The sequence below is a fragment of the Olsenella sp. oral taxon 807 genome, assembly GCF_001189515.2.
GTDB lineage: Bacteria > Actinomycetota > Coriobacteriia > Coriobacteriales > Atopobiaceae > Olsenella_F.
On record NZ_CP012069.2, the window covers coordinates 2,455,220 to 2,480,314 of the forward strand.

A 25,095-nucleotide genomic window follows, 5' to 3' on the forward strand; every position below is an offset into this window, starting at 1 on the left:
CGCTACGAGATTCTCTGGCTCACAGTTGCGACTAGCTCTGCCAAGGGAAGTCTGACCTGCTCGTGGGTCTGCATGTCGCGCAGGGTCGCCGTGCCCGAGGCGACCTCGTCCGCACCGAGCACCACACACAGGCGAGCACCCAGCCTATCCGCCTGCTTAAACTGGCTTTTGAGCGAGCGTCCCTGGTAGTCCGCCTCGGTACGGACACCCGCCCGGCGAAGCGCCAGCGAGGTCGAGAAGACGGCATCGCGCTGCTCGGGAGCCGCACACGCCACGTAGACGCAGGCCGGCGGCTTGGTCTCAAGTGAGCCCCCACAAGCCGCAAGGGCAAGGGATATCCTCTCGAACCCCACCGCAAAGCCTATGCCGGGGGTAGGCCTGCCGCCCTCAAGCTCTACCAGATCATCATAGCGCCCGCCTCCACCGATGGCGCCGACGCCAGAGTCGAGCGCATCCACCTCAAAGACGGTGCGGGTGTAGTAGTCAAGACCACGCACGAGGGTCGGATCCTCGACATATGCGACGCCCGCCTCGTCCAGGTAGCACTTGACCTGCGCATAATGCGCAGCACACGTGTCGCAGAGGTGGTCGGTAACAAGCGGTGCGTGAGCCATGATCTCACGGTCGTGATCAACCTTACAGTCGAAGGCACGTAGCGGGTTGACATCCGCACGCTCCCTGCAGTCGGCGCACAGCTCATGTGCGTGGGCGATGATAAAGTCGCGGACCTTCTCACGATAGGCAGGCCGACAAGTGGCATCACCCATCGAGTTGATGCGTAACCGAAGCCTGGCCGGATCGAAGCCCAGGAGCCTGAAGTACTCCATGAGCACGATGACACACTCGGCGTCGGCTGCTGGATCAGGTGCCCCCATCCACTCGATACCCACTTGATGGAACTGGCGCAAACGACCTTTCTGTGGGCGCTCTCCACGAAACATTGCCTCTGCGTACCAAAGCTTAACCGGAGCCGCGCCCTGAGAGACGAGCTTATCCTCCACAGCGGCTCGAACGACACCTGCCGTCCCCTCGGGACGCAGCGCCATGCGCTGCTTGGCCTTAAGACCACCTTCACCCCCCGCGCCAATCAGCCGCTCCATAAGAGCACCCGAGAAGACGCGAAACATCTCCTTGCGAACGACGTCCGTCGACTCACCGATGCCGTGGACAAAGGTGTCCACCTGCTCGATAGCCGGCGTCTCTATCATATCGAAGCCGTACGTGCCAAAGAGCTCACGTGCCGTATCCTGTATGTGCTGCCAACCACGCATGTAGCCGCCATACAGGTCCTCTGTTCCCTGGATCCTCTGCGCCATGGCCCCTTCTTCTTCCCGTATGATCATCTACCTCAGGTGATAGTCGAGCGACACCGCCATCCGCCAGTATAGCCGAGGTAGTCGCAAGAGCGGACGGCGGGCAACCGCCGCAGCCTACACTCATCCCGTCCGATGAGACCACGATCCATGGCACGGAGGTAGTACGAGGTCGGACAGCGCGCCAAACGCTCAGGAGTACGACTACAGGCCCGGTGGCATCACCACCGCCAGATAGAGCGAGAGGATATCCGAGGGAGAAGCGCGAACGGGACGGTGACAGAAGGCCGGGGCCTTGCGGTCACGCAGCGATTGTCCCGGCGTCTACCACGCGAGCGCCACGGCCTCATACGGTCTGAGGCTCAGCGCGCCCTTCTCGTCAAACGTCGGATCCCCGCAGTTGGCGATCAGCGTGCTGCTGCCCGCAACCGTATCTGCCGACAGAGCCGTGACGTCTTCGCCAGAGAAGTTGCAGGCAACGACTATGCGATCCTGCCCCAAGGTGCGCTCATAGGCAATGACCTTGTCTGATGGGCTCTCTAGGAAGCGCACGGTACCACGCTGTATGACGGCATTCTCCTTGCGCAGACTGATCAGGTCACGGTAGAAGATCCACACGGAGTCAGGGTCGCCCTCCTCCACGGCGGCATTAAGCCAGAGGTGATTGTCCGGCACGCCGATCCAAGGGGTACCGGACGTAAAGCCGGCATGGTCGCTGCCATCCCACTGAACAGGCGTCCTCGAGTTATCGCGGGAGCGCTCACTCACCACATGGAAGGCCTCGTCCGCACTCATGCCCCCATCCTGCAAGATCTTGTAGTAGTTCTTGGTCTCCACGTCACGATAGTCATCGATGGACGCAAAGCCTGGGTTGGTCATGCCCAGCTCCTCCCCCTGGTACACGTAGGGGGTCCCCCGCATGAGATGCGTGCAGAGGCCGAGCAGCTCACTTGAGCGACGCCAGAGCTCACGGCTCGACACATCACCGAAGCGCGAGTTGGGACGGGGCTGATCGTGGTTTGACCAGAAGAGGGCGTTCCATCCTCCGTCCGCCGACATTCGCTCCTGCCACTCGGCAAAGAGACGCCGCAGCGCGCTGATATCAGGTTCCGCAAGCGCCCATTTGTCGCCATTCAGGTAATCCACCTTCAGATGATGAAAACTGAACGTCATGGCCAGTTCGTGACAGTCGGGCTTCGAGTAGCGGACGCAGTCATCGATGGAGGTAGAGCTCATCTCACCGACCGTCATCAGATCGTCGATGCCAGCCTCACGCACGAGCTCCTGTAGATACTCATGGACGTGCGGACCATCCGTGTAGAAACGCCTGCCATCTCCCTCATCGTCGCTCCTCAGCTCGGAAGGCTTCGAGATCAGGTTTACGACGTCAAAGCGGAAGGCAGAGACGCCCTTTGCCTTCCAGAAGCGGATGACATCCGCAAGCTCGTTTCGCACGCGGGGGTTATCCCAGTTGAGATCGGCCTGGCTCTTGTCAAAGAGGTGCAGGTACCACTTGTTGAGCGAGGGTACGTACTGCCACGCACTGCCTCCGAACTTGGATACCCAGTTCGTGGGAGGCTCCCCGGGGTTCTCCTCGGTGGCACCCTCTGCGGCGTCGACGAACTTATAGTAATCGAGATAGGTGGGGTCTCCCTTGAGGGCCTTCTGGAACCACTCGTGCTCTGTGGACGTGTGGTTGAACACCATGTCGAGCATGATGGCGATGTCCCGCTCCCTCGCCTCGCTCACGAGCTCGTCGAAGTCCTCCATGCTACCAAACACGGGATCTATATTCCGATAGTCCGCGACGTCGTATCCATTGTCGTTCTGGGGAGAGACGAAGAACGGCGTTATCCACACGCAGTCAACTCCGAGTTCCTTAAGATAGTCCAAACAGTAGGTGATGCCTCTCAGGTCCCCGATACCATCATCGTTAGAATCCTTAAAACTTCTAATATAGATCTGGTAGACAACCTTATCGCCAAATTGCTCAGCTCGATCCATAGTGCCTCTCTCCTCCTCAACGAAGGTGGCGCCGCACAGAGAGTGGGCTTGCGACGCCACCTGACCGACAGAGTTTTACACCTTATTGCTTAGTCCCATATCCAATGACTGTGGTCTTTCCAGCCTCTACCTCACCCTTGGACACAAGTTCGAGCTTACCCGCCCGACCGACACTCGTTACGATCATCATGACCGTATCCTTGTGACCAGCGGCCGCGATCTTGTCTCTGTCGAAGCTGACGAGCCTCTGACCGGAGTGGACCATATCTCCCTGATCGACGTAGGTCGTGAATCCGTCACCCTGCATCTCTACGGTATCCAAGCCGATGTGGATGAGAAGCTCGAGGTCATTGGAAAGCTTGAGGCCAACGGCATGGCCTGAGTTCGCCATCATGACGCTGACCTCAGCGTCGCAGGGTGCGATGACCTCTCCGTCAAAGGGGTCGATCGCGATGCCCTCGCCCATCATACCGGAGGAGAAGACGCCGTCTTCCACGGAAGCGAGCGTACGAGCGGTACCGTTCACGACTGCCTTGATACTGCCATCTGCGACTACGTCGCCATGGGCGGAGGGTGCGGGAGCATTGGCTGTTGAGGTCGCAGCCGCAACGGTGGCGGTCTTCTCTCCCTCAGGTACGCTGTCATCGACACCAGCACCTCCGTCAATGCCCCTGCGCTTGCCCACGACGTAGGTGAGCGCAAACGGAACCGCGATGGCAACGACCATGCAGATCGCAAAGCTCAGGAAGAACCTAGAGTTGATCGAGAGAATACCTGGCAGGCCACCTACGCCGATGGCATTAGCGGTAGTTGAGGTCGCGGTACAGATGACACCCGCAATGGAGCTGCCGATCATGGCGCACACGAAGGGGAACATGTGCTTGAGGTTGACGCCGAAGATGGCAGGTTCGGTGACACCCAGGTAGCACGAGAGACAGGCAGGGATGTTGACCTGTTGGGCGTCCTCGTCCCTCCTCTGGAGCACGACCATGGCAAGGACCGCCGAGCCTTGTGCGATGTTGGAGAGCGCGATCATAGGCCAGAGCATGGTTCCGCCCGTCTGGTTGATGAGCTGCAGATCGACGGCATTGGTCATGTGGTGCAGGCCGGTGATCACGAGCGGAGCGTATACGGCTCCAAAGATGGCGCCGAACAAGACGCGCAAGGGTCCCGAGATGCCAACCATAACGATGTTGCCGATCCATGTGCCAATGATCCAGCCGATGGGACCGACGATGAAGTGGGCTGTCATAACGCCAAGCAAAAGCGAGCAGAAGGGTACGATGATCATCTGTATGAGGGCGGGAGTTATCCTCTTGAAGAAGCGCTCATAGTAGTTGAAACAGATGGCGGCAAGGATGGCGGGCAAGACCTGTGACTGGTAGCCCACCATATGGACCTGTGCAAAACCAAAGTCCCAGGTATACTTGACCCATTCCTCTGGTGTGGCACCCGCCACACTGTACGCGTTCATGAGCTGACCCGAGATGAGCGTGAGGCCGAGCACGATGCCCAGCATCGGCGTGCCGCCCATCTTCTTGGTGATTGAATAGCAGATGCCTACGGGAATGCCCAGATGAAACACTGCCTCGCCGATGAGCCACAAAAAGCCGTAGACACCGGTCCAGAACTGCGAGAGGGAGGCGAGCGTCTGGTTGCCGTCAGGCCCGAAGTAGGGCATGTCTCCCAGGATGTTTCGAAAACCTAGGATGAGACCACCAGTGATGATGGCGGGAATGAGTGGCGCGAAGACCTCGGCAATGGCGCCCATAGCCTTCTGCAGAGGATTCTGGTTGCCGGCGGCCGCAGCCTTGACGTCAGCCTTGCTACCTTCGCTCACGCCCGAGACGGCCACAAAGTCATCGTAGAAGTCGGCGACGTCGTTGCCGATGATGACCTGGAACTGCCCCGCCTGCGTAAAGCTGCCCTTGACAGAGCTAAGCTTCTCGATGGCTGGCACATCGGCCTTGGCGGGGTCAGCCAGGGCGAAGCGCATGCGCGTGATGCAATGCGTCACTGCGCTGATGTTGTCCTTGCCGCCGATGAGTCGCAGCAACTCCTTGGCATCGCCCTCGTACTTTCCCATCTCTACTCCTTCGTCCTGACGTCGCCAGGATCTCTTACCCTCATGGCAACCTTCGCAGCTCTCTTCGCCGACGAATAGGCTGATGCCAGCATTGAATAAAATTATTGCTCGCGTATTCAAATAGGTCAAGGGAGGACGTCGGGCTGTAGCAAACGGCGATACTCTCACCGCGAACGGTAAGGAGACCTGCAAACGGGGTATGACATGAGATGTTGCGTTGTCAATGAAGCATCAGAGGCGAGGGACGAAAAGATGCAGGCGATCTACGGTTCAATATATGAGGATCTCCTAGAGCAGATCAAGATGGGTGACTACCCCTACCAATCGTTCGTGCCCTCCGAAAGCACCCTCGTCGAGCGGTACTCATGCTCACACAACACGGTAAGAAGGGCGCTCGGATTGCTTGCGCAGCAGGGGTACGTACAGCCCGTCAACGGCAAGGGCGTGCGGGTGATATACCAGCCGCACGAACGGGCGCTCTTCAAGGCCTGCGGCATCGAGACGTTCAAGGAGGCCGCCGCCCGCAACCATCTCTCCACCGCGACCAAAATCGAGACGTTCGAGCGCATCGCCGCTGACCTTCGTCTTGCGAGACTCAGCGGTTTTAAGGCGGGTGACAAACTCCTCCACATAGACAGGGTCCGGATAGTTGAGGGACGCCCGCACATTCTGGACCGTAGCTACTTTCTTGAGGACCTCGTCCCCGGCCTCACGAGAAAACGAGCGGCCGGCTCGATCTACGAGTACCTCGAGGACAAGTTGCGCATGAAGATCGTCACAAGCAAGCGAACGATCACCGCCGAGAAGGCGACGCAGACAGACCACTGCTACCTTGACCTCGAGGGCTTTGACTTCGTCGCCGTCATGTGCAGTCGGACCTTCAACGGAGACGGGCACATGTTCGAGTACACGCAGTCACGACATCACCCCGACTGCTTCTCGTTTAGCGCTGTGGCTAGACGGGTGTAGGGGCTAGACCCCCAACTACAGCCCTACGCGGCGCGCCGGCGGTACGCGGGCACGCGAGCGTGCAGACGGATGCAAGGCAGGCCCCGCACCCGCCGCCTAGACTGGCCACTACCCCAAGGTGATCTTGTGAACCCAGCCAAACTGGTCAGCTATCTCGCCAACCTGGATGCCTGTGAGGGTCTCGCGAAGCTCCCTCATCACGGGACCGACGTGCTCCATGCCATAGACGATCTGTCTGTCGTCGGCGTCTATCTCACCGACGGGGCTGATCACGGCTGCGGTGCCACACATGCCACACTCGACAAACTGGTCAACCTCCTCGAACATGACAGGGCGCTGCTCGATCGTCATGCCAAGCATCTTTTTAGCCACATCGACAAGCGAGCGACGAGTGACGGAGGGCAGGATGGAGTCAGTATGGGACTGCGGGACGACCAGCGTGCCGTCCTTCCTGACAAAGAGGATGTTGGCACCACCAGACTCCTCGACGAAGCTGCGCGTCTTCGGGTCGAGAAACAGATTGTCCGCGTATCCCTTAGCATGCGCCTCAACGGAGGGAAGCAAGCTCATGGCATAGTTGAGACCGGCCTTGATGTTGCCGGTGCCATGTGGCGCCGCGCGGTCGTACTTGGAGACCTGCAGCTTGACAGGCTTGACACCGCCAGAGTAGTACGGGCCGACGGGCGTCACGAGGATGCGGAACTGGTACTCGTCTGCGGGCCTGACGCCGATAACGTTGCCCGTGGCGACCATGAACGGTCGGATATAGAGCGTGGCGCCCGAGCCAAAGGGAGGCACCCAGGCGGCGTTGGCACGAACGACCTGCTCGACCGCCTCGATGAAACGCTCACGGGGAAAAGGCGGCATAACGAGACGCTGTGCCGAGTTGTACATACGCTCGGCATTCTGGTCCGGCCGGAAGCAGACGATGTCACCGTTCTGGGCGGTGTAGGCCTTGAGACCCTCGAAGACCTCCTGGCAGTAGTGGAAGATGCCAGCACACTCAGAGAGCCTGAGGCTGTGGTCCGCCGTCAGCGCACCCTCATCCCAGGCGCCATCTTTGTAGTTGGACACATAGCTATAGTCAGTAGGCTGATAGGCAAAGCCGAGGTTACCCCAGTCGAGATCCTTCTTATCCATATGATTCCCCTCCGTGAGTCAAGAGCGCTGCCGGGCGAGCGAGAGGACGTTTGCCCGCGCACGATACATATCCGCTTGAGTAGTGTAGCGCCTTGCACGAAAACATCGACGGCTGAGACACGCTCGAAACATCGTGCGCACGCGACGTCCACGCACGGGCACACAACTGGCAACGCACAGCGGTCACGCCAGGGTTGACTCAAGTTCCCAGGCCGTGCGGCTGGCGAGAAAGCCCCTGCGACCCAACTCGGTCTCTATCTCGTCGAGCACCCCCTCGTCTGGGGCGCTCACATGATGAAAGTGGTAGCCTGAGGTAATCCCGCTCAGGAGCGATGAGCGACTGCTCGCCAGTCCCTCCACAAAGCGTCGCACGTCACGGCGGCTCGACACGTTTAGAGGGGCGCAGAGTCTGCCGTAGCTGTGATGGTTGACGACCGTGTCCTCGACTGTGCCTCCCAGGTCGACGATGAGATTAAGTTCCTCGGCCACCTGGCTCGCATCGTGGCGCACCTTGATGAGCCTCCGGGGGCGAGCGTTCGAGGGCGGCGCCAGGCAGTAGCCCCGGTTGGTGGAGAGGATCTCGACTCCCTCCGCCTTGAGAAGTGCCATGTCCTGCACGATGACCTGGCGGCTCACCTCACAGCTTTGGGCGAGTCCGGCGCCAGTGAGGGTGCCTCTCGCTCCTGAGAGCAGGGAGACGATGCGACGCCTTCGCTCCTTTCCCGTCATGGCCCAGCCACACCCTCAGTGTCGTCGCGACCCTTTCCTGAGGTCTGCCCTGCGAAACGTTCAGGTGCCACGGACCCTCCCCCTGCGGTGATGATCGAGAGGTGCTTGAGGCTCAGGTCCAGGATGGGTGCCGAGTGGGTGAGGGCCCCACACGAGACGATGTTCACCCCAAGGTCCACGAGCTGGGTGACGTTCGCCGCCGTGACGTTGCCCGAGACCTCAATCTCGGCCGCACCGTCCACGATGCGAACGGCCTCAGCCATCGTCCTGTGGTCCATGTTGTCGAGCATCACGATGTCGACCTTGGCGTCGAGCGCCTGGCGAAGCTCGTCGAGGGTCTCCACCTCGACCTCCACCTTGCACAAGAAGGGCGCATGGGCGCGGACGGCGGCAACCGCCTGGGCGATGCCGCCCGCCGCGTCAATGTGGTTGTCTTTGAGCAGCACGCCATCAGAGAGGTTAAAGCGATGGTTGGAGCCGCCGCCCACACGCACAGCCTCCTTGTCGAAGACGCGCATGTTGGGCGTGGTCTTGCGCGTGTCCGCCAGACGGGTCCCGGTGCCAGCAAGGATACGAGCCATCGCGCGCGTGTAGGTGGCGATGCCGCTCATGCGCTGCAGGTAGTTGAGGGCGACCCGCTCCCCCGAGAGCAGGGCGACCACGTGTGCCCAGACGACACCCAGCTCCTGGCCCGCCACGACCTCCTCCCCGTCCTGAACCGTCGCGACCAGCCGTGCCGTGTCATCGAGCAGCTGGAACGTCCGCTCGAACACGTCGAGGCCGCAGATCACACCCCCCTGCTTGGCGACCAGACGGACCTGGCCCTGGGCACCATCGTTTATGACCGATGCCGTCGAGATGTCCTCGCTCGTGATGTCCTCACGAAGGGCCGAGCGTATGAGTGGCTCCGCCTGGAGCCTGAGGGTCACCGAGTTCATGCGTGATGCCTCCTCCTGACGATGTCCCGTGCGGCCAGCCTAGAGAACACCAGGCTCTCGAGCAGGGAGTTGCTGGCCAGGCGATTCTTGCCGTGGACGCCGCTGCAGCTTGTCTCTCCCACGGCATAGAGGTGTTCCATGGAGCTGCGAGAGTCTTGGTCCACGCGGATGCCGCCCATGAGGTAGTGCTGGGCCGGGGCGACGGGAATGGGTCCCTCGCAGATGTCGTAGCCCTCCTCGAGGCAGCGCTCGCGAATGTTGCGAAAGTGCCTACAGGTCACGCTACGTGGGATGCGCTCGAACGAGAGGCGCACGAAGGGCAGGCCGTCCTCCCTCATCTGGCGGTAGACGGCAGCAGATACGACGTCGCGGGGCTGGAGCTCGTCCACGAAACGCTCCCCCTTAGCGTTGAGGAGGATGGCACCCTCCCCCCTGCAGGACTCGCTGATGAGGAAGGCCCGACCAGTACTGCCGGTATAGAGCGATGTGGGATGAAACTGCACGTAGTCCATATGCTCAAGGGCGATCCCATGCACCCTGCAGATGCGGCAGGCGTCCCCTGTCATGCACGGGAAGTTCGTCGAGCGCTCATAGAGCCCTCCCACACCGCCCGCCGCCAGGATGGTGTCGGTAGCGCGGACGGCTAGCACGTCGTCCTCCTGCGTCGTGCAGACGACGCCCTCGCAACCCCCCTCGTCTGAGACGAGCAGGTCGACCATCGTATGCCATTCGAGCAGACGCAGGTTGGGAAGCTCGAGCGCCCGAGCAAGGAGCGTGGTCGTTATCTCGCGCCCCGTGTCATCCGCGTGGTGAAGCACACGGGGTCGGGAATGGGCGCCCTCGCGGGTATAGGCGAGCCGTCCGTCCTCGCGCTTGTCGAACGAGACACCCCTGCGAATGAGGTCGTTGATGATGTCGCGACTCGACCAGATCATGGTGTCGACGCTTTCGGCGCGGTTCTCGCCGTGCCCGGCGCGCATCGTGTCATCAAACCACGGTCCGTAGTCGTCGTAGTCGCGCATGACGCAGATGCCGCCCTGAGCAAGCATCGAGTCGCAGCTGGCCAGGTCCCTCTTGGAGAGCAACACGACCTTGAGCGAGCGCGGGAGGTTAAGTGCCGCGTAAAGACCGGCGACGCCACAACCCACTATAACGACGTCGCAGGTGATCCTGCGGGCGGGCTGGCCCGTCGATGGGACCCCGGTAGCTCCCGCGCCCTCAACTGGCGTCCCCGCGCCCGTCACCATCAGCGCACCGCCAAATCGAGCATCCGCCTGAGAGGCGCGTTGGCGCGCTCGGCGTCATCGGGCAGCGCGATCTCGCCATAGCCCTCCTCCAGGGAGCGGAGCAGCTTCTCGGCACTTATCATGCGCATGTCGGGACAGAGGAGGGGGGTCTTCGTGTAGAAGACTCGCTTGCCCTGACCTGCCGTAAGCCTCTCGATCTGCGCCTGGACGCCTGCCTCAGTCAGCACGATGAACTCCGTGCGCGCAGACGCAACGATGCGCTCGATGATCTGCTTCGTGGAACCGATGAAGTCGGCCTCGGCGAGCGCCGCCTCGTCGCACTCGGGATGCGCAAGCAGCTCGGCAAAAGGGTGGTCGCGCCTGAGCAGATGGATCTCTCCCAAGTCAAGTCCCTGGTGAACGGGACAGAAGCCATCGTTCAGGATGAAGTGCTTCTCGGGGACCTGTCGTGCGATATAGCGTCCGAGGTTCTTGTCCGGAATGAAGAGGATGTGCCCCTGCGGCAGCTCGCGAACCACCTTGACAGCGTTTGAGGAGGTCACGCACACATCCGACCAGGCCTTGATCTCGGCCGTGGAGTTGACATAGCAGACGACGGCCAGGTCATCGCCAAAGCGCTCGCGCGCCATGTCCACGTCCTGCCTGCGCACCATATGTGCCATGGGACAGTCTGCCAGCGGCTCTGGCGCGAGCACGGTGCGCGAGGGGTTCAGGAGCTTCACGCTCTGTCCCATGAAGGAGACGCCGCAGAGCACGATGACCCTCGCCTCGAGCGTGCACGCAAGGCGTGCCAGGTAGAATGAGTCACCCACGTAATCAGCGAGCGCCTGGACTTCGGCAGGCACGTAGTAGTGGGCAAGGACGACGGCGTCCCGCTCGCGCTTGAGGGCGCGGACGCGCTCGGACAGAGACTCGAAGCCCTCAGGGAACTCATGCGGCACGGGACCACCATCCCTGTGGTAACGCTCGAGGGCCTCCTGGTAGCTGGCCTCCTCCAGAGGCGTGCGCGTGTAGGTCTCCACCAAGTCCCTCCCCTCCCTGGTCGCTCTGCCTCGTCCGGCTACGACAGCGCCACCCCCATACGAGCTTGCGTCGACGTCGGACCTGGACCTAGTATGGCAGTTTCTCCGCCCACTGACAAGATAGCTGTCTTGTCAGTGGGCGGCCGCAGGACAGTAAGGACAGCGTCCTCGCCAGCAGGCAAGGGTGCCACACGAGGACTGATACACCCCTAGAGCGCCGAGCGGCCCGCATCCGGCACCAGGTGGCCTACGCGCTCTTCATGATCACGGAGCGCACGACGCCGGCGGTGGCATCGCAGGCGTCGAGCGAGGCCTCCATACGATCGAAGACGCGCATCCAGCCAACAATGTGGCCGCGGCGCGCCTCATCGAGCGTGTCATCGTGGAAGAGTCGGTGCATGCCTTGCTCGTAGACGTCATCCCCCTGGTCCTCGATCTCGCCGACTGCGATGGCCTTCTCGCGCACGATGGGGTCCTTCTTGTAGTCGGCCAAGCGATCAAACATGAGGTTGAGCTCCACGATGGCCTGGTGAGTGAGCTCGGCCATCTCGCGCGCCTCAATGCGGGTGGAGCTCATGTTAAAGAGGTCGAGCCCCGTGCAGACGCCCTCCATGTAGTCTACGATGTCATCCATCTTGAGGGCAAGGTCCGAGATGTCGTCGCGATCGAATGGCGTGATGAACGAGGTGTACAGCTCCTTCATGATCTTACGTACGTGCGCGTCGGCACGCGACTCGTGGAGCTTCATCCCGGGGATCATCGTTATGGTCTCCGGGTAGCCCTCGACGAACTTCACATAGTCCTTGGATGCGTCGAGAATCTCCTGGGAGAAGTCCCTAAAAAGGGCGTAAAACGGATCTTCCTTCTTTGCGCGAGCCATGTACCTCTCTTTTCTCTCTGAGTCTCTTACGGACGGGCGCGCCCCCGAGTGCGGGATGAGGCCCGAGAAATACCGCCTAGAACACGAGCAGGAAGAGCCTCGCCAAAACGTAGCCGATAAGCCCGCAGCCCGGGAAGGTGAAGACCCAGGTAAAGACCATGTCCTTGGCGATGGCCCAGTTCACGGAGCGGACGTTCTCGGCGGCGCCCGCACCCATGATGGCTGCGGTCTTGGTGTGGGTGGTAGAGACGGGCAAACCCGTGAGCGTGGCGATGAGCAGCGACGCCGTGGCGCTGATGGACGCGGCGAAACCCTGGTACTTGTCAAGGCGCACCATGCTCATGCCCACCGTCTTGATGATCTTCTTGCCGCCCACGGCGGTGCCTATGGCCATGATGCCGGCACAGAGCACCATAATCCACAGGGGAAACTCGACGTTTGCCATGTTGGTCGAGCCGGTGGCGAGGATGATGGCCATCATCGCCGTGGACATGAACTTCTGGCCGTCCTGAGCACCGTGCATGAGGGCGACGCCTGCAGCGCCAAGTACCTGCATGCGCCCGAAGAAGTCGTTGGCGCGTCGTCGGTCGGCATTGCGGCACAGGATTGGTATGACCTTCGCGATAGCCCAGCCCGCCGCATAGCCCAAGACAGTCGAGAGCACGAGGCCGTAGATGACCTTTGCCCACTCCCCCATGTTAACGCCCTCAAGGCCCCCCGAGACGGCAAGGGCGGCGCCCGTCAGCCCCGCGATGAGCGCATGGCTCTCCGACGTGGGGATGCCAAAGATCCAGGCACCAACGCCCCAGCCCACGATGGCCACGGTCGCAGCCGCCAGGGCGATGAGCGCGGCGTGGGTGTCCCCGCCAAAGTCGACCATGCCGCTCATGGTGTCCGCGACTGCCGTAGAGATGAGGGTCATGCCCACCAGGCCGATGAAGTTGCAGATGACGCTCATGACGATGGCCTCGCCCACCCCGATCGAGCGGGTGCCCACCGGCTCCGCGATGGCGTTAGCGGCGTCCGTGGAGCCATTCACGAAGATGGACCCCAAGATGAGGACCATGACGACGACAAGAAAGGGACTCTGGAAGAGGATCTCCAGAAAGTGACCGATGGTTATCATGCATTACCCTTCGCGAAGGGAGGTCGCGGTGCGCCTCTGTCCCTATCAGTAACCTCCCCATCATAGACGAAACGGGTCGTTCGCAAGCCCAAGACGGTGGACGGCAGACCTTCGAGCGCGGACGAAGGGCCGCGTCAGGTTCCTCGCTCTGAATCGTATTGTAATCAGAGGGCAGAGAGGAGGAGGGCATGCACAAGGCCACGGGCGGGGCAGATGGGGCGACGGCACGCGAGGCCGAGCGCCTGGTGCAACTGTACTCAAATTCCATACTGCGGCTGAGCTACAGCTACCTACGCTCGACGCACGACGCGGAGGACATCTGCCAGGACGTTCTGCTCAAGCTGCTGACAGCGCGACCCTCCTTCGCGAGCGACGAGCACGAGCGGGCCTGGGTCATCCGAACGACGGCGAATGCCTGCAAGGATCAGCTGCGCGCAGCGAGGCGCAAAGACACGACCTTGGAGGGCGCACGGGAGCCGGCGACAGAGGGCGACCCCACGTTCCAGGGGCTTCTCGACGAGGAGGCTGATCTGCTCAGGGCCCTGCGCGAACTGCCGGACCAGTACCGGGAGGTCATCCACCTGCACTACTTCGAGGAGCTGCCCTTACGGGAAATAGCGCGAATGACCGGCGTGAGCGAGGCTGCAGCCACGAAACGCCTGAGCAGGGCACGGAAGCTCTTGCGGACACGCTTGGCAGAACAAGGAGACTGTTGAGGACAAGGTAAGGAGGACATCATGGATGACATGACGGACAAGACGCTCGAAGTGGAGGGGAGACCCGAAGAGAGACTCAAGGCCACCTACGCGTCCGCGATGGGCAAGCTGTCCTTCTCGGACGGTGCGAAGGCGAGGATGGCAGGCAAGCTCGAGAAGGAGGCGGATGGCATGACAGGCACAGGCAAGAACAAGGCACAGATCCTACACTTCGGGAGGAAGTGGCCCGCTTGGCGCATCGCCGCTGCCGTGGCAGCGGTCGTCCTCGCGGCAGCCTTGGGAGCGGGTGGCATCGCCTACGCGAGCGGTGTGCGCATAGGCGTGCTCGGCCTCGTGGATGACGTCTTCAACGGGGCGCCCGCCAACACCGAGGTCGTGAGTAAGATAGGCAGGCCCATCGGCGCGAGCGCACACGCCAATGGGGTGACCATCACCGCAGACGCCGTCATCGGCGACGCGCAGAACTACGTCATCGTCTACAGCATCTCAAGGGATGACGGGAAGCCCATAACGGAGGTCAAGGCCGACGAGTACGGAAACCTGCCCCTCAAGTTCGGTGACCAGACCACATGGGTCCATGGTGTCTGGGGGGCGAACGGAAGCAGCCACTTCTACGACAGCGACCCCTCCGACAACTCCATCCAGTACGTCGAGGAGATGTCACTGTCAACCGATGGCGCAAGCATCGTGGGCCAGACCGCCTACGCCAGCTTCACCGACCTCTGCGTCTTTGATAGCGAGTCGGCCCAGACCGAGCCGGTCATCTCGGGGCACTGGAACCTCAAGTTCAAGATGAACTACGAGGACGCGGCTGTCGAGATCCCAAGCGGCCAGGTCTTCTCCATCAACGGGCTTGAGGCCACCATGGACAAGCTGTCCGTCTCGCCCATCGCACTCTCGCTGAGCTACACCGTGCACGAGGCGGCGAACCTTCCCGACGCACCCAGCGGACAGATGCCCCCAGAGCTCGAGGCGCGTATGGACCAGCTCCTGAACCTGGGCATGGTCACGATCACCCTGCGCGACGGCAGCACGATCACGTTCAAGGATCTTGGGGGCGGTAGCACCGGGCCCGACGACCAGAACAGCACGCGAGTCGAGAAGTCCAGCTTCCTCCCCAGGATCATCGACGCAAGTGAGGTGAGCTCCGTCACCATCGGTGACACCACGTTCAGCGTACAGTGAGGCCACGACCGACCCTCGTGGGCGACGAGACACGGATGACTTCGACTGAACACAGGTGACGCGGGCGGCATCGTCAGTACAGCAGGCAGACGAAGCTGACGATGCCGTCCTTCCACATCGCCTTGATGGAGCCCCCCGCCTCCTCGCAGATGCGCTGGGCAACGGAGAGGCCGATGCCATAGCCACCCTGGTTCGAGTGGGCCTTGTCGCCTCGGTAGAAGCGCTCAAAGAGCCGCTCGTAGTCCACGTCCTTGCCCTTGGCATAGCTGTTCGAGACCACGATGCGGATCCCCTGCCTACGAATATAGGGTATCCCTATCTGCCGCACCTGTCTGGCGCGCACCGACACCTTGCCGCCACCGTCGCAGTACTTGACCGCGTTGTCAACGAGGAGGCGGACGAGCTGGCGAAGCTTCCCCTCGCTCACAGCCAGGTGAACTCCCGCGTCCACACCTATGTCAAGTGTCACGTCCCGGCTCTGTGCCAGTGACTCGAATGGCGAGGCCGCCGACGCGACAATGGCAGAGACGTCAAGCTCCTTGGCCTCGCCCTCGCTCTCGTCCTCGACCTCGTTGGAACGGGAAAACTCCACGAGGTTCTTCACGAGACCATCGAGGTAGTCGACCTGCCGGAGCGTGGACTGGCTCCACTCGCTCTCGCCCTGGATGGTCTCGCTCAGCTCAGTGTTGGCACGTATGACGGCAAGCGGGGTCTTGAGCTCGTGACTCGCGTTGGTGATGAACTCGCTCTGGCGCCGTGCCGCCTCAATCTCGGGCCTGATGGCCCGCATGGAGATAAACCACACGAGCACGAAGGCAAGGAGCAACCCCACGCCCAGAAAGACGAGGGTATAGCCCATGACCTGCCTGCCCTCTTCCAGCTCGACCGAACCGTTCATGAAGGCTATGACCTTCCTACCGTCTGCGGTTGGGGAGTCTGAAACCTTATAGTAGTAGTTGTCGATCGATCCCGACGTAAAGATGGAAGAGGCGGCTTTCCTGGCCAGTTCCTGGGCGTGCTGTCGATCTATTGACTTGTCGCTGTCATTGCGAAGCTCCTCGAACGTACCGTCAGCACGCAGCGTCACGACGAAATAGCGCAAACCAAGCCCGCTGCTAGGAGCCAGGTTGTCCACGTCGATCACGGGAAGCTGGCCATTGTTCTCGATGATGGACTGCAAGGTGCTGTTCATCCGCGCCTGCGCAAGGCTGACGTACGCCCCATTGACGAGCAGCGCTATGAGGAGCATGGTCAAGAAGAACGCACCCAGCATGACCGCGATGAACTTCGTACGTAGGCGTTGTATGGACGTGGCCCCCATGACCTGCTCCCCCCGTGTGCGCGTGAGTACTTGCCCTCAGGGTCCGTCAACGCACGGCGACCTCGCGGGCAACGAGCCGAATACCACCCTCGTCGTTCACCATCACCGCAAGCGTTGATGCCACTGCCTTGAGCTTGGCCCTAAGGTAAGAAACATAGAGGGCGAGCGTCTCCCCCGTCGCCGAGCGATCATCCTCCCAGATCCGGCCCAACACGAACTCAGATGCCAGGGGATGGTCGGCATTCCGTATCAGGAGCTGCATGAGCTCCAGCTCCTTCACGGAGAGGCGCACCGTGTTCTCGCAGGCAAGCTCAAAGGTGTCAGCGCGCAAGCGAATGTCCCCAAAGCTGAGATCGACGTCAGAATAGCCCGAGCGACGCTTGCACAAGGCGCGTACGCGGGCAAGAAGCTCCTTCATCGCGAAGGGCTTGGGAAGATAGTCGTCAGCCCCGGCGTCAAGGCCAACCACGCGATCGTCCACCTCGGCCTTCGCCGTAAGCAAGAGGACGGGCGCCACGATACCACGCCCGCGCATCTCGCGCAGGGCTTCGAGGCCGTCCATCTTGGGCATCATGATGTCGAGGATGATGCCGTCAAAGCTCTGCGAGAGCGCCCTGTCGAGTGCCTCCCGCCCGTCAAAGACACAGGTCACCTCATAGCCGCTCTGCTCGAGTATCACCTCAAGGGCACGGTTGAGGTCGCGTGTGTCCTCTGCGACCAAGATCTTCATTGCACGTCCTCCCTCACTGCAACAACATCGCGCGGGATGGTGCCGCGAATCATGTCACGAATCGTCTGCATCGAGATGTCCGTCGAGGCAAGCTCATCGGCACAACGCTTGAGCTCGGCGATTATGAGCGACGCATCACCTGCGATCTCGTGCTTGTACTTCATCTGGTGCTCGAGAGCCGCCCAGGTATCCTGCGAGATCGTCCTGATCTGCACCTCGATGTAGGTCCTGCCGTCCACCAAGAGCACCAGATGCAGGCTACGGTAGCCGTTGGGCTTCACATGACGGATGTAGTCCTTCTCGCACGCGACCTCGACACCCGGCAGCTCAGAGATGCTGTCACGCATCAAGTAGACGTCGTTCAGAAAGGCGCAGACCACGCGGATACCGATGATGTCGCGGACGTGCTCGAAGGCTGCCTCGCAGGTCTCGGGCAGACCCTTGCGCTGACACTTCTCATGCAGACTCGCCGCACTCTTGACCCTGCCCAGGCAATGCTCCACGGGATCCTCTCCCCGCTCGGCCTTAAGCCTCGCGCGAATGGCCAAGACCCTGCCCATGAAGTCATCAAGCATGGTCACAAACTCGTCGCGGCGCCCGCCGAAGATGGGATCATCGGCATCGATCGGGCTCTGGCCACCCGTCATGTCCGTTTTGTCCACCAAGCGACTCCTCCTCAAGACCTGCTCACCTTAGAGACCTGCATGGACGATACTAGCGTAGCAGCATCTCAGAAAGGGGGTCGCGGCTGAGGGAGAAGGGACGACACCATCAAGAACATATTTGCCAGCTGAGAGGAGCGGAGCCGCCACAGGAGCTGGCTGCGCAAACGGGACGAGCGCAGGCACTACAGCGCGTCGAGTGCGAGCTGTCTGAACTCGACGCCACCTACTAGGTCGTGCGCAAGGATGTTCACATGCGTGAAGCCGCACTCGATGGCCGTCGCGATCGCCACATCGAAGCCGCCGTCCAGCTTCTCGGCCTGGTGCGCGTCAGAGTTGATGAGAATCTCCCCGCCAAAGTCATGCAGCGCATGAAGCAGCTCATGGCGCGGATAGAGCTCGGCCTTGCGTCCCCTGTTCACGCCACCGCAGTTGATCTCGAAGGGCACGCCCTGCTCCACCAAGTGCTTCATGGCCTCAAGGGCTGGACCCGTGTAGCGTGGGTCGGTCTCGTCGAAGTCGTGCGCTCGGTCGTTGAAGCGCGTCACGAGGTCAAAGTGCCCCACGAAGCTACAGTGCGTGCGGTCATACACCTGCGCCTCGAGCTCATAGTAGGCGCGAGCGAGCGCGTACCAGTCACCGCCAAATGACTCGAGGCAGAGCTGCTGCAACACCTCATACGTCCAGTCCACGGCCATGAGGCCCTCGTCTGTGGGCAGAAAGTGCGTCGATCCGATCACGTACTCCGCCTCAGGGCAGCAGGAGGGATCGTAGACGATATCGAGCTCGACACCCATGAGGATATCGAGCCTCTCCCCATAGAGCCCTTGCAGGCGGCTGACCTCTGCCACGTAGGTGGGCCAGTCCATGTGGACGCCCGGATCCATGTGGCCAGAGAAGCCCAGGTGTTCAAAGCCAAGGTCCAACGCGCGCTTGACCATCTCCTCAGCGGTGTTCTTGCCATCGCAGAGCACGGTATGGGTGTGATAGTTCGCCTTGAGCATAAGCCCTCCTCACAGGGAAGCCGTCGTGAGCGCCTGCCATATGCGCGTGCCTGCCCAGCGCCAGACACGCGATCCTCGCTGGCCTACTGATGATAGTAGCTCAAGAAGTCCTCGATCGCATCGAGGGCGTCCTGCAGCGTGTGCATGCGCGGCAGGTAGACGATGCGAAAGTAACCGGGCGTCTCCCAGTTGAAGCCCTTGCCACCCACGATGAGCACGTGCTTGTCTTTGAGCAGGTCAAGCGCGAACTGATCATCATCCGTGATATGGAAGCGCTCGGGATCGAGCCTCGGAAAGATATAGAACCCCGCCTGCGGCTTTACGACCGTGACGCCCTCCATCCTCGAGAGGCGATCGTATGCATACTCGCGCTGGTTGTAGACGCGCCCGCCAGGCACCAGGTAGTCCTTGACGCGCTGATGGCCCCCAAGGCAGGTCTGGACGATGGACTGGGCGGGAACGTTGGAGCAAAGACGCATGTTAGAGAGCATGTTGATGCCGTCGATGTAGTCTCTCGCGATGCGCTTGTTTCCCGAGAGGCTCATCCAGCCGATACGGTAGCCCGCTATCATGTGCGACTTCGAGAGGCCGTTGAACGTGACGCAGAAGAGGTCGGGAGCGAGGCTCGCGATCGAGACGTGCTCCTGCCCGTCCATGACCAGACGGTCGTACATCTCGTCCGAGAAGATCACGAGGTGGTGCTCACGGGCTACCTCGACGATCTCCTGCAGGACCGCACGCGGGTAGAGGGAGCCCGTGGGATTGTTGGGGTTGATGATAACAATGCCCTTGGTACGCGGCGTAACCTTGGAGCGGATGTCCTCGAGGTCGGGATACCAGTCCTGCTGCTCGTCGCAGACGTAGTGAACGACCTCTCCTCCGGCAAGCGTCGCGCAGGCGGTCCACAGCGGGTAGTCCGGGGAGGGAACCAGAAGTTCATCTCCGTCGTCGAGAAACGCCGACATTGCGAGGTTGATGAGCTCTGAGGCGCCGTTTCCGGTGTAGATGTCGTCCACGTCCACGTTGGGGATACCCTTGAGCTGGTCGTACTGCATGATAGCCTTGCGCGCCGAGAAGAGGCCGCGGCTCGACGAGTAGCCCTCGCAGTTCACGAGCTGCCTCTGCATGTCGCGCACGACCTCGTCGGGGGTGCGAAAGCCAAAGGGCGCGGGATTGCCGATGTTGAGCTTGATAACGTGCTCGCCCTCGTCCTCCATGCGGGTAGCCTCGTCGAGGACGGGACCCCGCACGTCGTAGAGGACGCTATCAAGCTTAGAGGACTTCCTGAACGTGCGTATGACCCTGCCCTTCCCCGTGCCGCTGCGCCTGATTGCCTGGGTGGGCCTCCTGTCCCTGGCGCGCGTCGCATCGTGGGCAAACACGGCACCCTCTGCGGGGACCTTCGGGATGGACGCCTCGGGCGCGGTGACGCTCAGCCTGTCTATGGACACCCCGAGCAGTTCGGACAGGACGTTGAGCATCTCGGGCCTTGGCTCGGTCTTGCCACTCAGGTACTGCGAGAGCTGGCTTTTCCCCAGCTTGTGACCGCGCTCTGAGGCAAGCTGCACGAGATCAACCTGCTTGAGGCTCCGCTCTTCCATGGTTTCCTTCAGTCTTGTAGCAAATGTCGTTTGAGTTACGTGAGCCATGTGGCACCTCCTAGAAGTTCAATATCGTCCGTTCACTGTTGGGAAGTTCAACCCAGTTCATGAGAATAGCATTGATTGGCTAAAGTTCAATAGATAAGTTCAATAAAGTATGGGGTCACGGTATCCTCACGTAACGCTCGGTTGAACTATGAGTTGAACCGCATGGATCGCGCGGAGCGGGGAGGGTGAGGCTCGCGGGGGCGCGGGGCGGGGGCTTAGTGCCCCAGAATCTGGCGGGCGGTTGCTCGGCAGCATTTGCCCAGTTGAGCTCATTTCGAAGGTACCCCAGAATCTGGCGGGCGGTTGCTCGGCAGCGTTTGCCCAGTTGAGCTCATTTCGAAGGTACCCCAGAATCTGGCGGGCGGTTGCTCGATGACGTTTGCTCCTCTGAGTTCCGCGCCTGCGGGCAACCCTACCCCTCGCTCGCATCCGCACCCTCAAGAAAGCCGCCAGTCTGACGATCCCAGAGGCCGGCATACTCTCCGCCCGCCTCGACGAGTTCATGATGTGTACCGTCCTCTACGACCCTGCCGTGCGAGAGGACCACGATGCGGTCGAGAGAGGCCACCGTAGACAGGCGGTGCGCGACCACGATGGCCGTGCGTCCGTGCATGAGGTTCTCGAGCGCGCCTTGCACGAGCGCCTCGGACTCGGAGTCAAGAGCCGAGGTCGCCTCGTCCAGGACCAGGATCGGGGCATCCACCAGGATGGCACGGGCGATGGCCACGCGCTGGCGCTGTCCTCCCGAGAGCTTGACGCCCCTCTCGCCCACAAGGGTGTCGAAGCCCTGGGGCAGGCGCTCAATGAACTCGAGGGCGTTGGCCCTGACGGCCGCAGAGCGAATCTCGTCCTCACTCGCAGCTGGCCTGCCATAGGCGATGTTCTCGCGAATCGTGCGGTGAAAGAGCAGTGCCTCCTGAGGCACGTAGGCGACCTGCTGGCGAAGGGACTGCTGGGTGCAGTGGCTCACGTCCTGACCGTCCACGAGCACCTGGCCCTCCTGCACGTCATCCAGACGCAGCAGCAACTTGGTGAGCGTCGTTTTGCCAGAACCCGAGCGCCCCACCAATCCCACGCGCTGGCCCGCCGGTATGTGCAAGTTGAGGTCAGAAAAGACCCTATCATCCTCCTGCGCGTCGGGGTAGCGAAAGCCTATGTGCTCAAAGTCGATGGTGCCCTCGCGCACGACCAGCGGCTGAGCTCCCTCGTCATCCGCCACGAGCGTGGGCTCGTCGAGCACGCGCGTCATCTCGGCCGCATCTCCCAGGGCATGGTTGATGCGTGCCATCATGGAGTTAAAGTAGTTGAAATTCATCGTGAGGTGATAGGTGTATGTGAACATCATGACGAGCGTACCCGCACTGATGCCGAACCAGGCATTACCGCCCGAGACGAAGATCGAGACGATGAACATTATGATTGTGATGAGAAAGGAGGTGGTGAACCCCCGCCTCATAGTGGCGCGCATGTTGCGGTTCTCCGCCGCCATGGCATCGCGATCCGCCCGCGTGAAGGTCTCACGCTCGAAGTCCTCGCGACCGTAGGTCTTCACGGCGAGGATGTTCGTGACGGCATCGGAGAGCACGCCCGAAAGCTTGTTCTGGGCGTTGGAGGCATCGGAGGCGAGCACGAGGATCCTCTTGTACATGCGGTAGGCCAGAACCACATAGAGCACGAGCATGGCGCAGAGAATGGCCACGAAGCTCGGCGCGATGGGCGCAAGTATGGCGATGGTAAGAACGACCGAGGCGACCGTGGGCCAGAGCGCATAGGTGAGGACGTCCACGAGGCCCGAGTATCCCGAGACGAAGCGCGAGGTCTGGCTCACGAGACTCCCGCCAAAACGGCTGTTATGGAAGGTCATCGACTGGTTTGAGAGTGTGTCAAAGCACAGACGCGAAAGCTGGTAGTTAGCGTTGATCTCGAGTCGGTAGACAGAGTAGTCCTGCAGCTTCGAGAGGGTCTGACCCACCACGTTCACGACGAGCAGCGCCAGGATATAAGGTCCGAACACCGAAAACACCTGGTCTGCGGCGACCGGCGACGCCTGCACGCGGTCAACGATACGACCCATCACGTAGGTGTTGGCAAAGGTGAGCAAGGCAATGTAGCCCACGGAGCTGATGATGGAGAGTGCGAAGGCGCCGGGCCTCTGCTTGGTTACCCACCAGAAGTAGTGGAGGGTGCGCCTAATGGTGGCGCGGTCATTCGTGTCCGTGGTCTTGCGAAGCGCCATGGGGAAGCTCCTTGCCATTCGTTGCGGGTATGGCCCTGGGTCGGGTTGGGTCGGGACATCGCCACGCCCGCCCTCGTACGAGAGGGCACACCCCCGCATGTCGTGCCACTCACGCACGCCGTATTGTCCCTCTCTTGGTACCCGCTGCGCCTGCGTTTCAGAAGCGCTTGCGGGTCTCAGAAAAAAGAGACGGGACACCCTTCGAGTACTCCATCTCACGGCATGCGAAGAGCTACGAGCTCAGAAGCGTAAGTATCTGGAAGGCATAGAGGATGGCGAGGACGGGAACGCTGCGGATATCGGCAGCTCACCTCACTCGACGTTGAGAGACGACTCCATGTATGTAGACGCGCGACATCTGCCAAAAAGGAGCTGGTGAGTATCAACCTGGCCATGGTCGGACAATCCTGGCGAGTGTCTCAACGCAACAGCACTCTTTGCCGCATCAATACCCTCAACGCAATTGCCCGCCTCAACGTCCATGCGTCTACGTAGGATTGCCTGCGAAACATGCTCCGCATAGAGCGCTCGCTCCACAGCATCTGGCCATCTCGCGCTTGAATACATCCTCTGAGCAGAACACGTGGCGCCGCCGTTTTCGGTTATCCGCACGAGACCCCTGCGTGCCGCCTGCTTCACCTCACACGGATGGTCGCGTAGTGCCGTTGCCGAATAGATGGCGTCCATGCCACCTCCCCATGAGGCATGCCACGTTTTTCTGATGCGTCGCGAGTAAACATGTACAGAATAGTAGACGGGAACGGTGGCATGCCCACCACCTAGTAGACGGGAACGGTGGCATGCCCACCACCGTGACACAACCATATGATCCTGTCATCGACGTGGGCACAGGAGCATCGCTCGAGGCCGCGCCTCCGGGCCCGCTTGGTCGCCCCCGTTCCCAGCCGCCACCCGCCCGCCGGGCGAGGTCGGCAACCGGCGGTCTTTCCCGTGGGATACCAGCGAGCTTGCGTGTCTGCTTGCTGGCATCCCAGTCTGAGCGCTCCTACGAATCCGGCCCGCCGTGGTGCCCTGAAAAGTGGACTTATCGCCTTTAAGCCTACAGACGGCGTGCATCCCACCTCATCCTGGGCTTAGTTTCGCTAAACGAAACTGATCTCGAGTCTCTTGCCAAGACCGTGGGCGATGCGCCCGAGGGTCTCGACCGACGGGTTGGCGTTGCCGTTCTCCAGCCGCGAAAGATTCGACTGCCTCATGTTGCAACGCTCGGCAAGCTCCTTCTGGGATATGCCTGCGTCAATCCTCGCCTGCGCGACCTTCCGCATGATCTCGCGCTCCGTCGCTTGAGCGTCCCACTCAGCCGCAAACTTTGGGTCTTCCATGGAGTCGGCAAGATGCTTCCTGAAATCACTCATTTCTCTTCCCCCAATCCTCCCGCAGGGATTTCGCCTTGTCTATCTCGCTTCTAGGCGTCCTTTGCGTCTTCTTGACAAACCCGTGGGTCAAGATGACCCTGTCGCCGACGGCGATGAAATACATGACCCGGATGATGTCGCTTCCTTGCACGATGCGCAACTCGAAGATGCCGTCCTCGAGGTACCTCGAATACGGCATCCCCAGCTGGCTGCCATGCTCCTCAAGCAGCTCGAGCCTGCCGAACAACTTCGCCTTCATTTTGACGCCGAGCGAGTCGATGAACTTCTCGACCGGCCTGCACCCAGACGAGTCGGTGTAGTAGTCAATCTCGAACATGTATGTTCTTTCTGCCGATATATCATATATGATATTTTTTTGACATACAAGCTCGGTGCATAGACGCACGTTCGCTACATGAATCACTTAAAACGGCTCTGAACAGCCAGCCGAAGAACGTGAAGATTTCTGGGGCACTATGAGATGATCCTCAACTGGGAAAACGTCGCTACGGCGGTACCCCGCAGATTCTCGGGCACGAAAGTCATCGTCCATGGGGGGCGAAGCTCTAACAGACCCTCAAGTCCGCAGCAAGAGTGCATTTTTTGGTAAAATGCGCTTTTTCTGAGAGGCTTCGTGAGCCCGTATGGGTAGGTGGTGGCGTCACCGCTCCGGTGGCGTGGGCCTCAGGTCCGAGCGCCCTGGCATCACGGGGGCCATGGGGCCGTCGGTGTCGTGGGACCCGTGGTCCCGCCCGGTCGCGC

21 protein-coding genes are annotated in these 25,095 nt (G+C 61.1%); 3 read left to right on the forward strand and 18 right to left on the reverse strand.

Annotated elements, in window-relative coordinates:
* Positions 1 to 2 precede the first annotated feature (2 nt).
* The 3 genes from hisS to treP all read right to left on the reverse strand — a co-directional run bounded on the left by hisS (position 3) and on the right by treP (position 5,403).
* Complete coding sequence (gene hisS, locus ADJ70_RS10580) at positions 3 to 1,316, reverse strand: histidine--tRNA ligase (RefSeq protein WP_050341285.1); 1,314 nt, start codon at positions 1,314 to 1,316, stop codon at positions 3 to 5.
* 321 nt (positions 1,317 to 1,637) lie between these two features.
* Positions 1,638 to 3,317: an alpha,alpha-phosphotrehalase gene (locus ADJ70_RS10585; protein ID WP_050341287.1), complete on the reverse strand. Its 1,680-nt coding sequence runs from the start codon at positions 3,315 to 3,317 to the stop codon at positions 1,638 to 1,640.
* A gap of 82 nt (positions 3,318 to 3,399) precedes the next feature.
* The gene (gene treP, locus ADJ70_RS10590) at positions 3,400 to 5,403 is read right to left on the reverse strand and encodes a PTS system trehalose-specific EIIBC component (protein ID WP_050341289.1); all 2,004 of its coding nucleotides are present in this window, start codon (positions 5,401 to 5,403) and stop codon (positions 3,400 to 3,402) included.
* Positions 5,404 to 5,607: 204 nt separating this feature from the next.
* Here treP and treR point away from each other — a divergent pair, with 204 nt between their 5' ends.
* Positions 5,608 to 6,372 (forward strand): trehalose operon repressor, encoded by a 765-nt coding sequence (gene treR, locus ADJ70_RS10595; RefSeq protein WP_253273181.1) that lies wholly within the window; start codon positions 5,608 to 5,610, stop codon positions 6,370 to 6,372.
* A 108-nt stretch (positions 6,373 to 6,480) separates the two neighbouring features.
* On the opposite strand, the gene ADJ70_RS10600 is transcribed toward treR, so the two are convergent.
* From ADJ70_RS10600 to ADJ70_RS10630, 7 genes are all read right to left on the reverse strand, one after another.
* Positions 6,481 to 7,512, reverse strand: coding sequence for a branched-chain amino acid aminotransferase (locus ADJ70_RS10600; protein WP_050341292.1), 1,032 nt, complete (start codon positions 7,510 to 7,512; stop codon positions 6,481 to 6,483).
* Between the two features lie 183 nt (positions 7,513 to 7,695).
* On the reverse strand, positions 7,696 to 8,241 hold the full coding sequence (locus ADJ70_RS10605) for a transcription repressor NadR (RefSeq protein ID WP_050341294.1): 546 nt from the start codon (positions 8,239 to 8,241) through the stop codon (positions 7,696 to 7,698).
* The gene (nadC, locus tag ADJ70_RS10610; protein ID WP_050341296.1) at positions 8,238 to 9,179 is read right to left on the reverse strand and encodes a carboxylating nicotinate-nucleotide diphosphorylase; all 942 of its coding nucleotides are present in this window, start codon (positions 9,177 to 9,179) and stop codon (positions 8,238 to 8,240) included. Before nadC ends, ADJ70_RS10605 begins: the two co-directional genes overlap by 4 nt.
* Positions 9,176 to 10,426: an L-aspartate oxidase gene (locus ADJ70_RS10615; RefSeq protein WP_083443967.1), complete on the reverse strand. Its 1,251-nt coding sequence runs from the start codon at positions 10,424 to 10,426 to the stop codon at positions 9,176 to 9,178. The genes nadC and ADJ70_RS10615 overlap by 4 nt, the downstream gene beginning before the upstream one ends.
* Complete coding sequence (gene nadA / locus ADJ70_RS10620; protein ID WP_216597257.1) at positions 10,426 to 11,448, reverse strand: quinolinate synthase NadA; 1,023 nt, start codon at positions 11,446 to 11,448, stop codon at positions 10,426 to 10,428. Before nadA ends, ADJ70_RS10615 begins: the two co-directional genes overlap by 1 nt.
* A 247-nt stretch (positions 11,449 to 11,695) precedes the next feature.
* Entirely contained in the window at positions 11,696 to 12,328 is a 633-nt protein-coding gene (locus tag ADJ70_RS10625) for a DUF47 domain-containing protein (RefSeq protein ID WP_050341300.1), read from the reverse strand.
* 76 nt (positions 12,329 to 12,404) lie between these two features.
* Entirely contained in the window at positions 12,405 to 13,454 is a 1,050-nt protein-coding gene (locus tag ADJ70_RS10630; RefSeq protein ID WP_050341302.1) for an inorganic phosphate transporter, read from the reverse strand.
* 188 nt (positions 13,455 to 13,642) lie between these two features.
* On the opposite strand from ADJ70_RS10630, the gene ADJ70_RS10635 reads away from it, so the two are divergent.
* Positions 13,643 to 14,170 carry an RNA polymerase sigma factor gene (locus ADJ70_RS10635; RefSeq protein WP_050341304.1) on the forward strand — a complete coding sequence of 176 codons (528 nt, stop codon included), beginning with the start codon at positions 13,643 to 13,645 and terminating at the stop codon, positions 14,168 to 14,170.
* 21 nt (positions 14,171 to 14,191) lie between these two features.
* A complete protein-coding gene (locus ADJ70_RS10640; RefSeq protein ID WP_050341306.1) occupies positions 14,192 to 15,355 on the forward strand; it encodes a DUF4179 domain-containing protein in 1,164 nt (387 codons plus the stop codon).
* Positions 15,356 to 15,428: 73 nt separating this feature from the next.
* Here ADJ70_RS10640 and ADJ70_RS10645 read toward each other — a convergent pair whose 3' ends face one another.
* The 8 genes from ADJ70_RS10645 to ADJ70_RS10685 all read right to left on the reverse strand — a co-directional run bounded on the left by ADJ70_RS10645 (position 15,429) and on the right by ADJ70_RS10685 (position 24,670).
* Positions 15,429 to 16,676, reverse strand: coding sequence for a HAMP domain-containing sensor histidine kinase (locus ADJ70_RS10645; protein WP_050341308.1), 1,248 nt, complete (start codon positions 16,674 to 16,676; stop codon positions 15,429 to 15,431).
* A 46-nt stretch (positions 16,677 to 16,722) separates the two neighbouring features.
* The gene (locus ADJ70_RS10650; RefSeq protein WP_050341311.1) at positions 16,723 to 17,406 is read right to left on the reverse strand and encodes a response regulator transcription factor; all 684 of its coding nucleotides are present in this window, start codon (positions 17,404 to 17,406) and stop codon (positions 16,723 to 16,725) included.
* Entirely contained in the window at positions 17,403 to 18,068 is a 666-nt protein-coding gene (locus ADJ70_RS10655; protein ID WP_253273182.1) for a GTP pyrophosphokinase family protein, read from the reverse strand. The genes ADJ70_RS10650 and ADJ70_RS10655 overlap by 4 nt, the downstream gene beginning before the upstream one ends.
* 185 nt (positions 18,069 to 18,253) lie before the next feature.
* A complete protein-coding gene (locus ADJ70_RS10660) occupies positions 18,254 to 19,072 on the reverse strand; it encodes a histidinol-phosphatase (protein WP_050341313.1) in 819 nt (272 codons plus the stop codon).
* Between the two features lie 83 nt (positions 19,073 to 19,155).
* Positions 19,156 to 20,673, reverse strand: coding sequence for an aminotransferase class I/II-fold pyridoxal phosphate-dependent enzyme (locus ADJ70_RS10665; protein ID WP_172674493.1), 1,518 nt, complete (start codon positions 20,671 to 20,673; stop codon positions 19,156 to 19,158).
* 460 nt (positions 20,674 to 21,133) lie between these two features.
* Positions 21,134 to 22,957: an ABC transporter ATP-binding protein gene (locus ADJ70_RS10670; protein WP_050341315.1), complete on the reverse strand. Its 1,824-nt coding sequence runs from the start codon at positions 22,955 to 22,957 to the stop codon at positions 21,134 to 21,136.
* A gap of 1,103 nt (positions 22,958 to 24,060) precedes the next feature.
* Positions 24,061 to 24,333: a helix-turn-helix domain-containing protein gene (locus ADJ70_RS10680; protein ID WP_050341319.1), complete on the reverse strand. Its 273-nt coding sequence runs from the start codon at positions 24,331 to 24,333 to the stop codon at positions 24,061 to 24,063.
* The gene (locus ADJ70_RS10685) at positions 24,326 to 24,670 is read right to left on the reverse strand and encodes a type II toxin-antitoxin system RelE/ParE family toxin (protein ID WP_050341321.1); all 345 of its coding nucleotides are present in this window, start codon (positions 24,668 to 24,670) and stop codon (positions 24,326 to 24,328) included. Before ADJ70_RS10685 ends, ADJ70_RS10680 begins: the two co-directional genes overlap by 8 nt.
* Positions 24,671 to 25,095: the final 425 nt, after the last annotated feature.